The organism is Streptomyces sp. 8L, assembly GCF_020176795.1.
In the GTDB taxonomy this organism is placed as follows: domain Bacteria; phylum Actinomycetota; class Actinomycetes; order Streptomycetales; family Streptomycetaceae; genus Streptomyces.
In genome coordinates this window covers 1-13199 of record NZ_JAIUKE010000278.1, presented here as the reverse complement: position 1 = coordinate 13199, position 13199 = coordinate 1, and the positions used below count along the sequence as shown (strand labels likewise).

Genomic DNA, 13199 nt, shown 5'->3' with positions numbered 1-13199 from the left:
CCGCCCCCCCGGGGGGCCCCGCCCCGCGCGCCCCCCGCGGGGGGCCGGCCCCCCGCGGGGGGGCCCCCCCCCCCCGGGGGGGGGGGCCCCCCCCCGTCGTTTCCCTCTAGGCTGCCGACGCGGCCGTCGCAGGGCGCTACTGGTGGAGAATCAGAGCTCGGGCGGCTCGCCGGGCTGGAGGTGGAGAACGGCGAGGTACTCCCCGTAGGGCATTTCTTCGTCCACCCATCGGCTGCCGCCTGCAGAGTCGGGAATCCACATGCCGTCGAGAAGGTACTTGTCATCGAAGACAGCGACGCGGTTTTCCTTCACCGCCGCGATCATCAGCAGCTGGATCCCCAGCAGCAGTACCGTGGTGGCTTCCATGGCCGCACAGACCTCGGCGTGTCCGGTGGGAAAGACCTTTCCGTCATCGTCGCTTCCCGGCTCCGGGATGGCGGCGCGGCCCCGGACAGCCATCTCGTGCAGGACAATCGCCTGGCTCACCGCTGCCGCCACCGAAGGGCCAGCGCCCAGCACACCGTCCGAGGCATGCGTCCGCAAATGATCGGCGACCGCATGCGCGTGCACCGGCCACGCGTCGGCGTCGTGTTGCAACTGCTGCTCAGCGGCCTCCACCGCCAGACCAGGCTCCGCGGTGTCCGGGTACAGCAGCCGGACGAATCCTTCGAGTGCTGCGCGCACGTAGCCGAGACGGACCTGGTGCTGCTGCCACTCCTCCATCATCCCGGTCCAGACGGCATCGAAGTCGAGGCCCACTGAGCACATGCCGCCGTCGTCGTAGGACATGTCGAACGTCACCGTGCGCAGGCCCTGGGCGAGACGCAGCCACTTGTAGGCCGTGTCCCAGCCGTTCTGCACTCCGGGGGCTCCTGTGGCAGCGGAGGCATGCTCCACACAGTCGGTGAGCTCACGGACGTGGTCCTCGGGCTCGGCCAGCGCGAGGGCGGACAGCGTTCGGTATGAGGGCCGGCACGAGCCCTCCATCCGGGTGGTGGTCATGGGATGAGCGTGGCACACGGCACTGACATCGATGCTGATACTCAGGTTCCGGTGGTACGCCGCACGAGCCGATGGCCCCGCAACTCTCTTTCGCAGCGGACGAGTTCGCGCTCCCATCCTTCTTCTGTGCCGATCAGGTGCGGGCTCTCGTAGAGTCCGGCGCGGACCTCAGTGTCCGTGAGCCTCCGGTACTTGGCCGCGTCGGGATCATCCTCGGCGAGGAACTCGTGCTTGCGGTGCAGCAGGGGACGGTTGGTGGAGTCCGCGTACGAGGTGAAGGAGGATTTGAGGGTCTTCAGGTCGACGGCGTACGAGGCCGCGATTCGCGGGTGGGGGTCCGTGTCGAACTCGGGGTAGTCGAGCCAGCTGACGCCGCGTCCCTGGTGGCGGAGCTTGACGACAGACCACTCGCCAGGACGGCCGGCGGCGATGCTCGCGCACTGCTCGTACAGGCGCAGCACTGCCGGGATCCGATGGAGCGCGCGGCGGTGAACGTACAGGGCGGTCGCGGTGAACTTGCCGGCGATCGATCCGTTCATTGCCCGGCGGACGTAGGCGTCGTCACGCAGTTTGTACAGCAGCCGGTCCGCTCGATAGCACGCCTCGGTGTACGACGGGAAAAAAGCACGGATGTCCAGCTGGACCGGCAGGGGCAGGCTGCTGACCGGGCCTCGGCCGTGAAACAGCTCCAGTGCGAGGAACTGCAGAGTGTCGAGGGCTCCGCGCTCGGCGCTTCGTTCTACCTTCGCGGGGTCGGCTTCCTGCTCGGCAAGGCGCTTGAGTTCAGTGGGGCCCAGGTGGCCAAGGAGTCTGATGATGGGTTGCGGCATTTCCTCAAGCTGAGGCATCCTGCCGCACTGTTCGAGATGATCGACGACCGAGGTGATCGCCGATGCGGTGTCCTCGGACGCCAGCCATCCCCCGTCAGGAGTTACCTGTCGGGCGAGGTAGCTCAGGCGGGCCGCATCATCCTTGAAGGCATAGACGATTCCGGGCGCCGCCGATACGCAGCGGACGCCGGTGGCTTCCTCGACGTAGTCGCGCAGCTCGCCGGCCGCATAGAGGTGCTGGAAGGTGCGGCGCTGGGTGAGGATGCCGTCGCCGTACTTCGTGCCTTTGATCTGGTTTCGCTCCCACTTCAACCTCGCGGACACGACCAGCACCGATTTAGCGAGGTCCCAGGCCCGAAGGAGCGTCTCGCGTCGTTCGACGGGATTCTCAATCACGTTCAGGACATAGGTGAGAAGAACCACCTCGGCCGGCTCCCGCCGCCCGTTAGGAAAGTGCACCGGGTCCCAGCCCACAGCATCGAGGCCGAGATGCAGCAATGCCCGTACATCTCCGCCCCGTCCACACCCGTAATCGAGTACCCCCGTGTCTGGTTCCAGCTGAAGGTCGCCAACGGCACGACGAGCGGGGAGCGACAGGCCGACACGACCGATGGCGGTGTTATGCCTCTGACTGGTCCAGAGCTGCTGGGGCATCAGTGTTCCCTGATTCACGGATAGGCCAGAGTGCGACAGCTCCGCACTTTACGTGACACTCGCTCCAGCGGTCCGGCTTACAGGCGAGGCGCGTGCCAAGACTAATCTCATGCCGCACGGTTCGGGCACCCCCGTCGACCGCACCACCGGCATAGCCTTGGTATCTAAGCGACGCGCCCGAGTGATGACTCCCCCTTGGGAGCCGTTTGGGAGCCGATCTGCTCCCCAGGCCCGTCCAAGACCATCCGAAGCCGCACCGCCCCGATGCCCTGAGCAGGCAAAACACCAAGCCAGCCGGTGCCGCCCTCACCCGACCCTCATTCGGGACGAAGAGGTCGTGGGTTCAAATCCCGCCACCCCGACAGAGTAAGACCAGGTCAGGCCCGGTACTGAGTGATCAGTGCCGGGCCTGATTTGCTTTGCGACCCCGTTTTGGGTGTCAACTGGGTGTGATCTTCGAGATCGGGCTCCCCGGCGGCTCCCGGCGACGGGTGCCCTGCGTCCCAGCGCGTCACGCATCCGCGAAACCCGGGGAGAGTCATCCCCACGGCTTGTGTCGAGGAGCTCGCAGACGGTACGACGATCGCCATGCACTCATGGTCTCCGTTGAACAACCGGCAGCTCGCCCTCCTCGCTCGTATCGAAGAAGGATCCGACCCTGCCACGTCGGACGGCCCCGAGCTCGCTCAGACAACGTGTCACGTCGGCCCAGAAGTTCCAGCCGTCCGGCGAACTGGAGCTGCTGGTCAGCCAGCAATCGGGCTACAGCTACGGCTGGAAGAAGGAGTGGGCCGACACCGCCAAGAAGCTGTTGGGTGACCAGATCGGTTCAGTCTTCCGGACGTTGAAGGCCCACGCGGAGGAACAGGAACGGGCGCCGCTGGAACGTGAGGCGGAGCAACAGCGCCTGCGAGAGGAGCGGGAACGTCAGGAGGGCGAGCACCGGCGGTTGGAGACAGAGCGCGAGGAGCGCGAGCGGCGGGAGTGGGAGGCCGCAGTAAGAACTCCTATCGGAATGACTTCAGGCGTCGCCAGCAGATGAGTGCGCATCCGAGGGTGAGGAAGGCTTCGTGGATGCCGTCGCGTCTCTCCCAGCGGATGCGCAGGCGGCGGAACCGGTGCAGATGGGCGAACGCACGCCCCACGACTCAGCGTTGGGTGCCCAGGCCGGAGCCTTGGTCGGTGCCGCGGCGGGCGATCAGTGGTTTCACAGCGAGGTCCCAGACCAGGCGGCGGCACTTGTCGTGGTCATAGCCGCGGTCACCGAACACCACGTCCGGGCGGCGTCGGGGCCGGCCACGTTCGCTCCGTACAGGCGCAACAGCCTGGAGAAGCGGAATCAGCAGCGAATCTAGTCGTGCGAGGCGATCACCCGCCTACGTCCACAGGTGTAACTGCGACGCCGGATCAGCAGACTGCCGAAGACCTCAAGAGCTCTCGTCCGGAATCGTCGGATTGCCAACGAAGGGAGCGATGGCCGCAGCGGTGAGAGGGGAGGCCAAGTACGCTCCGAAGGTGTGGAAGTCGATACGGCCAATCGGAGTGTCGGCGTGCTGGTCAACCGGGAATCGGTCACCGAGCCGACAAGGAATCGCCACCAGGTCACCTGTGTCGGCAAGGTTCACCCAGTAGCGGACCCCGGCAGGCCAAGGGGAGAGCCCAAGGTCACGAAGCCGTCCACGGTCAGCTCGGGGTGAGCATGGAGAGCCTCGTACACGACGACCGAGCCGAGGGAGTGCGCCAGCACCACGCGAGGGCGCACCCGTCGGATCGACTCGGCCACGGCCGATCGGGCGGCCGCCCGTACCTGCGGTACGTGGAGGTAGCGCCGTACCTCGCCCACCAGAGCGACGACGAGCCGAATGACCGTTGCGATGGGGAGGTTGCGGCGTCGGGAAACCCAGGACAGAACCTGCCGCAGTGGTGTAGTTAGCAGCCCCTGCCGTTCCTAGAGGGTGGGCGACCCCAAAACCAGCACCCAGGCGATGACCACGAACTGTTGTTGTTCGTCGAGGGCAAGGGCATCCGGTGCGACAGACTGCCGCTCCGCGGAGTGGGTGTGGTGGGCGTAATACGCGGCGTGCAGGACAGGGAGTCGCTGATCGCCGAGTCCGGCGGCCGTGAACCCCTGCTGAAGTCTGAGCTGCCACTGCCCTGCGAGTTCGGTGGCCGCCTGATCCGGCGCGCGGCCACTTTGGTGGTTGCCGATGCCGTGGACTGCAACGATCGTCACTGCTCTGGCCCTTCCTCTGAGTGACAGTGAACGGAGTACGCCGGAAATCGCCAAGGGCCTTCGGCGCCCACGCCGTTGACCTGGCTGATCTCGTACCAATGCGGCTCCAGCCGGACGACCTCAAATCCATCGCGCGTCAGTACGTCGACGAGAACGTCCTGGAGTTCGTCCGTCGTCGCAGTGATGGGGCGGGTGTAGACGAAGCCGTGGGAAGGCGGCAGTCCTTCCTCCCACTCGTCGACGGTGTACAACTCCCATCCGTCTGCGCGGGCATCGTCACAGAGCAATTCGCCCGGCAACCACGCCAGGACGTGAGTGACATGGACAGCTGGCCGTATCGGACCGCGTATCGACGCCGCTGCGGAGTAGGCCCAGCCGAGGGCCGTGACATGGCCTGCCTTGCTGCCTACCAGCACGCCGCTCTCGTAGGGGACGATAGTGTGCACTTGATCCGGCACTGGGGCTGGAGGTCCCAGTGGATTGCCGGATTCGGCATCCCAAGCCTGGACCTCTGCCTCCCTGACGGCGGCCACGAGGACCGGCCTGCCGTTCGCTTGACTGTTCGTCATCACGTGCGGATTGACCACAAGGATGGAGTTCACGAGCGAGGCCGTTACTAGGTCCCAGATTCGTACCTGGCCGTCGTCCGCCGACCGCTCGGCAGCGAGCAGGCGCCCGCCTTGCATCACGATCGCACCGACCCGGTCCAGAGTGATCGACTGCCGCAGGGTGCGATCGGCCAGGGACCAAACACAGACCCTGTGTCCGTTGTGGGCGCTGATCAGGAGCGACTCACCGTCGACGTCACCCGCGATAAGCTCCGTGACCGGCTCCTGCACGCCGACGAGAGTGTGGGAAGGCGACTCCTTGCTCGGCTCCCACATATGGATACCGCCGTCAGCAGTGCCGACCACGGCCCACACCGAATCACCATGCGGCACCGTGGCAAACGCGGTGGCAGGAGCAGGGAGACGGACCGTCGCTTCCAGGACGTCCTCACCGATATTCCAAATGTCGAGCTCGTTGTCCGCGGTCACCGTGACGGCGTAGGATGCGGCGCCGACCGTCATGGTAGCGGCATGGCTGAGCCCGCCTAGCTCGGTCAGCTCCCGCTCCTCGGCGCCTGCGCTCAGGTCCCAAGTCTTGATTTCGCCAGAGGCGAGTTCGGCGCTGACGGCGAGTTCCGCACCGCCGAGCCGGATAGTGCCGAGAACCACGGCGGGACGCCAACGGTTTTGGCCTTGACCGAACCGTGGGCTCACATCGAGGTCCCACACCCGCACGATGCCGTCGCGATGGGCAGTCAGCGCGAGCTGAAAACGGTCGACAAGGCGGATGTCCGCGAGTGTCGGCCCGCGGTCTTTGGCCAACGTGAAGACGTAGACCTTCTCACCGTTTCCCCGTGCTGCGTACATGCTGGGGTGATAGGCGATGAGGAAGAACAGTGGGGTGCGCTCGTTGGCGGACCGGACGCGCACCTCCTGGAGCGGTCCTTCCGAAGAGGTGGTGACGGGCCGCTCGCCCAGCTTCCCCAGCGCCTTCGGCTCATGACCCTGAGGGTCGGTGGAAACGCAGTGGAAGCCGACGGAGCCATCGTCAGGCTCCATGCCGAGCAGCGAACCGATGGCGGCATCCCCGGCCTCGACGGTGTGCAGGGTCCTGCCGAACGACTCGCCCAGCAGGCCGACCAGACTGATCTCCCCACTGACCCGACCGGCTGCAAGGACGGCCTTGCCGCCGGTGCCGACGACCGCCAGCGCTGAGACCCTCTCGCCGTCGAGGCGTGTGCTGGCAACGAGCTCACCCGTCGCGAGGTCGTACAGCACAAGGGCATTCTGGTCAGTGACCGAGGCAATGACCGCCCGCTCATCCAGATCCACGACCACCACCTGGGTGATGGCATCCGCTCCGGTCCGAGGAGCCGAGAGGCACCGGAACGCACCGTCGGGCTTCGGCGTGGTGTCGCATGCCTGCAGGGAGCCGTCGGAGCCGGCGTCCACCGTGAGGAGGCTTCGATCGACAGATCCAAGGGCCACGGCTGACGCCGTGGCGCCCAACTCGTCCTCGCTGATGACGTGCAGCAGGGACTCCTCGGGCAGGCCCGTGCTCCACTGCGTGCGCAGCACGGTCTGTGCGTCGTGGAGACGGCGTGCGAGCCCGCCCGCCTGGTAGGTCACCAGGTTCTGCTGAAGAAGGAGACCGCCACCGGCTTCTGGACCCGTGCCCAGTCCTTCTTCGCCCGGGTCGGAATTACCGTCGAACGAGTCCTGACCGACAACGGCTCCTGCTACCGCTCACGCGACTGGCACGACCTGCCGCCCGAGGCCGGGATCGCTCATAAGCGCACCCGTCCCTACCGGCCGCAGACCAACGGCAAGGTCGAACGCTTCAACCGCACCCTCCTCGACGAATGGGCCTACACCCGCCCCTACCGCTCGGGAACCGAACGACGCGAAGCGTTTCCCGGCTGGCTGCACACCTATAATCACCACCGCGGCCACACCGCGCTGAAAGGCCAACGACCCGCCAGCCGCGCCCCCAACCTCCCCGGTCAATACGCCTATCGGATGACAAGGGATAGAACTGGTGTTTCCCGCAGTCCACTTGAAGCGTCCGACAGTTACCAAGCCGTACTGACTGGTTACGGCGTTCCGGTGGCCGACCGTGACGCGAGCAGAGCTCGTCGGTCGATGACCATGCTGCGCCAGCGTTGGCGTACCGTCTGCTGATCGTCGAGCCACCGTGCGCCGGAGGGGTCGTTGAGCGGGAGGTCGGCCATGAAGTGGGCGATGTCGACGTAGTAGGCATAATAGCCCTCACGGGTCAACTCATGGAGTCGTCTGATTCTGCAGGCGATGCCCGCCTGGTCGTCTCGGATGGCGTGGTGGAAGGCGCGTGCCAACTCGAGCTTGGCCTGGACGAAGAGCAGCCCTGACGTGCTGATCTCTGCACCTAGCACTTGAGCCCGGTCCTCAACTCCCGTGTCCGTTCCGGCGTCGCGCAGGAGCGCCGCGATCCGTACGTCCAGGGTCGCGGCGCGCAGGTCGACCTGGGCCAGGAGGTGTTCGCCAAGGTCGATCTCATCATCGATGGTGGGTTCGGTCGTGAACGCGAGAGTGAAGGCCCGCATCGCCTGCGACATGGCTGCCTCCCCGCTCTTGCCATGCGCCTCGCCCTCCGCGCGGGCAGCCCGGAAAGCCTCTGCAGCCAGAGCCATGTCGCCCTGCACCCATCGCGCGTCACCCACGACGCGATGGTGCCGCCCCTCCCAGCCCAAGTGTTCAGCGACCTCAAGAGCGGTCGGGAAGTCACCAGCAAGCCGGGATAGATGGGCGAGCCCGCGGCGGGCGTTCGCAGCGAGACGTCCACCACCTGCGGCGACCACCTGCATCCCCTGGCGGGATTCCTCCGTGTGCCCGAGGTCGCGCTGCGCCTTGGCCCGGTAGTAGATGGCCACTTCGTGCAGTTCCGCAGGCAGCAACCCAGCGTCAGCGACAGTGACCAGGCGCTCCACGGTGCGGGCGCGGTTCTCGTGCTGACGGCGGGCGAGCGCACTGAGCAGCTCCACCAGCACGTCGGCGGCTGTGGCCATGACGCCCTCCGCTTCGGGGCTGGCGGCCAAGTCGAGCGGTTCCCATACAGAGTCGCCGATGTACGTCCAGGCAGCCTCGATGAGCCAGCCGAGGCCGAGACGGTAGTCGCGGGCGATGGCCAGTCCTTGGCGCAAGCAGCCCACGAGGAGCATGCGATCGAGGCCCGTGCCGCTACTCCACTGCTCTCCGAGAGCGGCGAAGGCCCGAACGGCAGCCTGCTGCCAATCGGCGGGAGACCAGCGGTCGTCGGTCTGGTCGTCGGCGCCCCGGATCGTCGCGCGGATGAGGGCGTGCAGGTGGAAGGGCCACAGGCCGAACGGCGTCTCTCGTACGAAGGGACGCTCGACTAGCCGCAGCGCCGGCGCCTCTTGAGGCAGACCCGCAGCTCGGGTCGCCAGAACCACGTCGAAGGAGGAGAAGAGGCTGGCGGAACGCAGGACATGGCGCTCGGGGGCGGTGAGGTCTGAGAGAGTGCGGGCGATCAGCGCGGGGAAATCATGGTCGAAGTCGGTCGGCTGTGGAGTGTGCCCGTTGCGTCGGAGCTCCAGGAACCTCATCACGGAAAGATCGAGGTACAACGGCAGGCCATGCGAGCGCTGCCCGATCACCCTACGGATGGCATCGCCGATGAGGGGGCGGCCATTCGCGGAGAGGCGGCGGGCAAGGTAGTCGTCGCAGTCCTCCAAGGAGAAGTCGCCGATCAGCATCTGCCGTTCACGGCTACGGACAGAGGGCTCGGTGCGCGCCTGGGGGATGTCGTGGGCAACGAGGCCGGGCCAGGCGGCGGGGCCGGTGAAATCGAGCTGCCCCTGAAGGGCTTCGTCGGCCCACTGCAGGCGGGAGCGGCCGGTGATGACGAAGAAGGCATTGGGCATCAGCCACACGAGGCGCTGCAGGAGGCGTTCGAAGTCCCGATGATTGCGGTCCCCGATCTCTTCGAAGGCATCAAGCAAGATTACCGGCGTGACCTTCTTCGCGGCGGGTATCCGGGCAAGCTCCCAGGCGAGCAGATGCGGGTAGTAGGACAGGGAGTCCAGATCCGGTTCACCCTCCAGGAGATCGGCTAGGCGCACGCAGCCGGCGAGCGCCTGCACGGTCTGCCGACGGTCGCGCAGCGCTCCCACGAGCGCCCCGGTCACCTGCCCGATCGCAGAGCCCACCGTGCCCGGCAGCAGAAGGGCCTGGGCGACGTCAGCGAGCGCGGACTGCATCTGCTGTGGCAGCGCCTTGCCGAACCGGGCGGCCAAGCCGCCGCGGTTGAGGAAGTCCTCCAGCGGATCCCCCGGGTGCTGGTGCTCCCAGTAGCGGCGTAGTGCCAAGTCGAAGGCGGGCAGCGGCCGGCCGATCGCGGCCAGTGCGAGGCGCACACTGAGCACGACCTTCTCGAAGTCGGGATTCGCGGAGCGCGCGAGATCGATCCGTATGGGCAGGAGCCGCGCTCCACCCCAAACGGGGGCACCCCATTGAGCGGGGCGCTGCCCGGGGTCGGCGAGGGACGCCCCGAACTTGCGCGACAGCGTGGACTTCCCGATGCCACCGATCCCGTGGAGGACGACCACATTGTCCCGAGCTGCCTCCAAATCCTCAGGATCAAAGGTAGAGCTGTTGACATGCCGTAGGTGCTCGGTGAGCGCAGCCACCACAAACCCCCACTGCGCCTGCCGGTTCGTGAACGCCTCCGCAGTCCCAAGCGTGCGGTCGTTCGTACTGAACAGCGCTCGTAGATCCCGACCTGCCACACCAGCCCCCACCGGAGATCACCTGGCTGCTAACTTATGCCCTTCCCCGTCCTGTTGGGTAAGCATCCCCGAAGACGGCCGCGCCCGCACTACCGCGAACTGCTACCAGGCCTGAGTGGGGCCGGGACACCGGCAGGCAGCCAGGCAAACTTGCTTGCGCAATGCAGGCCACAGCCAAGACTCCGAGCTGGGCGCCGGGCTCAGCACCCCGCGCTGGGAGAAATCTGGGAGATGATTCCGTCGGAGAGCTTCCCCGGCCTGCTACTTGCGCGGCTTGCTTCCCGATCTGCTGGGCGCCGGAGCGGAGGACTTGTGCGGCTGGGGAGTGCGGGCGGTCGATCACCCACCACGGTGGACTAAGCGAGTCAAGCCGCTGCAAGCGTCCCAGCGCATGGCCGGGTAGTGCGTGCTACCGATTCCAGTGCAGGAATCACCGAAATGGCAGGTCAGAGACCCGTGAGTGGGCGCGGTGAGCAGGAGGCTCTGAAGGAAGGCCAAGCAGCGGTCCGCGCATTCAGGAGGACCGGATCGACGCGACGTGCTTCGCGCCTTGGCCGCCGCCGGAGACGACCGGTGGACTTGCGCGGCTAACTACTCGCCGTCGCACGCTCTGTTCACCCATTCACCGCGTGCCGCAGTACGCACAATGAAACCGGGATTGACATGTGCACTACATATGACTCATCGGGTGACGAGCGAGAGCGGGGAGCCCCGGCGAGCCACTCGTCTACGCAGGACCAGGCTCCCGCGGAGCTTCCGAACGCGCAGAAGGCGCTTGCCTGGGCCAGGCTTGGGCTGTCCGCGGCGGCCGGCGTCGCCGGCACACTCCTCAGCCTGACGGGCCATGAGGAATCAGGAACAGCCCTTATCAGGGCAGGCTTTTCGGTAGCGAGCATCCACCGCCGGAAGTAACTCACCGCTACGCCCCCTGCCGCCTGGCTCCCGCGCCCGGCGGCACGGGGCGCTCCGCGAAGAGGCGCCCCGCACCTTGGAACAGGGAGCCCGAGAGCCCGCACGTCTCGTGCCCCGGCCCCTGCGTCCGCGAGCTGTCAAAGGGCGTCGGCGCGCCTGCATAGGCGGTCCCTGAGCACGCGAACCGGCGATGTCGTGCACACCGCCAGTCGTGCGACAGCCCCCTGGCCTGGCCGACCTTGGCGGCCTGCGGTACACGGAGGCCGCCTGCAGTACTGACCAACACGTCATCCAGACCGCGCTCCAGCGAGGTCACCGAGAACGGGGGCACCAAAACCCCTCGGCCGCGCCCAGTTCCCGAGCGTCACCAGACCCGGCCGGCCTGCGATACGGCCCACACCGGAGGTTCGCACGGAAGTACGACCCGGCCGCCGAAGCCCTCTTCCACACTCTGTCCGCCGCCGTACGCGCCATCGGCCAGGCCGCGGACGACTCCGTCACCGCCATGGCAACCATCTGGCAGGACGGCGCGAACGCCAAGAAAGCACCGCTCTCCGCCGCCCACGAAGCCTGCGACCAACTGGCCAAAGCATGTGACAAGTTCGCCCAGGCCATCGACAACGCCCACAGCAGCACCGAGAGCAAACTCGCCGGTGCGGGCATCCTCGTCGGACTCACCACCGCCGTCGGCATTTTCCTCACCCCTTTTACCGCAGGCGGCTCTGACGCTGGAGCTGCCGCACTCGACGGTGTGGAAGCGGCCGCCATCCTCGGCGGAGTCGAAACCGTCCTCGACGCCGAACTCAGCACCATCGGCGGTGAGATGATCAGCGACATCGAGGTGTACCTCCAAGCAGCCGCCGAAGGCGTCCCCGAGATCGAAACCGTCGACGCCGAAACCACTGAAGTCAGCCAGGAACTCGAACGCGAACTCGCGCAGACCGAAGCCCGCGAACCCGCCGGCGTCGGAGGACGCGGCGGATCAGGCGGGCGCGGAGGATCGGACAGCGAGGGAGAAGGCGGAGGGAGCGGGGATGAGGAGGAACCGGGTCCGTACGAGGACAATGGCGGGCTCGGCAAACTCGTCAAGGTGAACAAACCAGATCCCGCTGCCGACGAGCTGGCTGAACGCCTGGGCGGCGAGTCCAGGGTCAAGTTCGAAAACGACCCCAAGGGACGCGAGATCGATGCCATCAGCGACCAGTACGTCGCACAGTCGAAACCCGGCGGAATGCAGATGGGAAGCGCCCTTCGAAACCAGGCGAAAGCAACATTCGAATATGCGATACAATCCGGACGCACACCGTATTTCCATTTCGACGGAGAGCCGGGCCCCGGCGTCATCGCGAAACTTGAGGAATACGGTCGACGCTTCGGCATCGACCCCGTGATCGATACAACTCCACTAGGATAAGGGCCATGTATGAGTTTCATGGCTGGTTCGGGATCGCCGAATCAGCCGAGGAGTCGGATGCGGGGAGCCTCGACGAGGGAATCGCCGAATTGCAGGCGAAAATCTCCGAGATCGACTGGTCGACCGGCGAGGCCGCGTTGAACGTGCACAACGGCGAGTACTTCGTTCTGGTCAACGGCCTCGTGAACAGGCGCAGGGACGAGGCCGAGGACGTGGATGATCTTCTGCGTCACATCGCCACGCGCTTCCCTGGCTCCTGGGGCCTGCTGTACGAGCGTTCTCCGGACATGGAGGTCCCGCCGGGCCAGGGCGTCTTTCGCGTCAAGGTCATGGCGAGAGGAGCGATTCATGTCCGCCTGGACCCCTTCCTCTCGCCTGTCCAGCCTGTCATCGAGGACTGATCTCGTCGGGCACGGCGAGTCATCGGCCCACGATCCCGGTCGCCTGAAGGTGTTTTCTCTCCACGGCGGCCGGGATGCGGGGCGGGGGTGTGAGCGAGCGGACGGGGCGCCGGCCTCAGCTCGATACGTGCAGCTTCGGGCCCCCGTCGTGCTGGTGTGAGCCGTCCTGGCCGTTTTCCGTGGCGTGAGTTCTGCCGTTGCCGTGCACCTGGCGTGCCGCGACCGGGCGGCGGCCCGCCAGTTCGACCACCGCGAGGACGGTCGCCGGGATCGTCACCGTCAGCCAGAACGGGGGCGAGGCCCTGGCGCGTTCCGGGCTGCGGGGCCCCGGGGGGGGGGGGGGCCCCCGGGGGGGCAAAAAATTAAAACCCGGGCAAAATATTTTGGCGGGGGGGAAAGCCCCGCGGGGGGGGCGGGCCCC

General features: G+C 66.7%; 9 protein-coding genes and 2 pseudogenes. 3 read left to right on the top strand and 8 right to left on the bottom strand.

The genetic code is table 11. From position 1 onward, the window contains the following. Positions 1–150 precede the first annotated feature (150 nt). The 6 genes and pseudogenes from LCE31_RS22460 to LCE31_RS22440 all read right to left on the bottom strand — a co-directional run bounded on the left by LCE31_RS22460 (position 151) and on the right by LCE31_RS22440 (position 6845). Positions 151–1002, bottom strand: coding sequence for a hypothetical protein (locus tag LCE31_RS22460; protein WP_225016895.1), 852 nt, complete (start codon positions 1000–1002; stop codon positions 151–153). A gap of 41 nt (positions 1003–1043) precedes the next feature. Further along, complete coding sequence (locus LCE31_RS22455) at positions 1044–2486, bottom strand: DNA phosphorothioation-associated putative methyltransferase (RefSeq protein WP_225016894.1); 1443 nt, start codon at positions 2484–2486, stop codon at positions 1044–1046. A 1007-nt stretch (positions 2487–3493) separates the two neighbouring features. Then, a pseudogene (locus LCE31_RS41300) lies at positions 3494–3829 on the bottom strand (transposase); the annotation flags it as partial. A 278-nt stretch (positions 3830–4107) separates the two neighbouring features. Next, positions 4108–4329: a hypothetical protein gene (locus LCE31_RS22450; protein ID WP_225016892.1), complete on the bottom strand. Its 222-nt coding sequence runs from the start codon at positions 4327–4329 to the stop codon at positions 4108–4110. 105 nt (positions 4330–4434) lie between these two features. Next, positions 4435–4719: a hypothetical protein gene (locus LCE31_RS22445; RefSeq protein WP_225016890.1), complete on the bottom strand. Its 285-nt coding sequence runs from the start codon at positions 4717–4719 to the stop codon at positions 4435–4437. Beyond that, entirely contained in the window at positions 4716–6845 is a 2130-nt protein-coding gene (locus LCE31_RS22440; RefSeq protein WP_225016888.1) for a WD40 repeat domain-containing protein, read from the bottom strand. Before LCE31_RS22440 ends, LCE31_RS22445 begins: the two co-directional genes overlap by 4 nt. Between LCE31_RS22440 and LCE31_RS22435 the strand changes: the two are divergent. Beyond that, positions 6792–7277 (top strand): annotated as a pseudogene (locus LCE31_RS22435) (integrase core domain-containing protein); the annotation flags it as partial. The gene LCE31_RS22440 and the pseudogene LCE31_RS22435 sit on opposite strands and share 54 nt — an antisense overlap. 83 nt (positions 7278–7360) lie before the next feature. Here LCE31_RS22435 and LCE31_RS22430 read toward each other — a convergent pair. Continuing rightward, entirely contained in the window at positions 7361–10051 is a 2691-nt protein-coding gene (locus LCE31_RS22430) for an ATP/GTP-binding protein (RefSeq protein WP_225016886.1), read from the bottom strand. A gap of 1417 nt (positions 10052–11468) precedes the next feature. Here LCE31_RS22430 and LCE31_RS22425 point away from each other — a divergent pair. Continuing rightward, entirely contained in the window at positions 11469–12377 is a 909-nt protein-coding gene (locus LCE31_RS22425; protein WP_225016884.1) for a restriction endonuclease fold toxin, read from the top strand. Between the two features lie 5 nt (positions 12378–12382). Continuing rightward, a complete protein-coding gene (locus LCE31_RS22420) occupies positions 12383–12778 on the top strand; it encodes an Imm7 family immunity protein (RefSeq protein ID WP_225016882.1) in 396 nt (131 codons plus the stop codon). A 115-nt stretch (positions 12779–12893) separates the two neighbouring features. On the opposite strand, the gene LCE31_RS22415 is transcribed toward LCE31_RS22420, so the two are convergent. After that, on the bottom strand, positions 12894–13055 hold the full coding sequence (locus LCE31_RS22415) for a hypothetical protein (RefSeq protein ID WP_225016880.1): 162 nt from the start codon (positions 13053–13055) through the stop codon (positions 12894–12896). Positions 13056–13199: the final 144 nt, after the last annotated feature.

Bases quoted from the DNA above. Each gene is read 5' to 3' on its own strand.
- LCE31_RS22460 (WP_225016895.1), bottom strand. From the start codon at position 1,002: ATGACCACCACCCGGATGGAGGGCTCGTGCCGGCCCTCATACCGAACG.
- LCE31_RS22420 (WP_225016882.1), top strand. From the start codon at position 12,383: ATGTATGAGTTTCATGGCTGGTTCGGGATCGCCGAATCAGCCGAGGAG.
- LCE31_RS22425 (WP_225016884.1), top strand. From the start codon at position 11,469: ATGGCAACCATCTGGCAGGACGGCGCGAACGCCAAGAAAGCACCGCTC.
- LCE31_RS22455 (WP_225016894.1), bottom strand. From the start codon at position 2,486: ATGCCCCAGCAGCTCTGGACCAGTCAGAGGCATAACACCGCCATCGGT.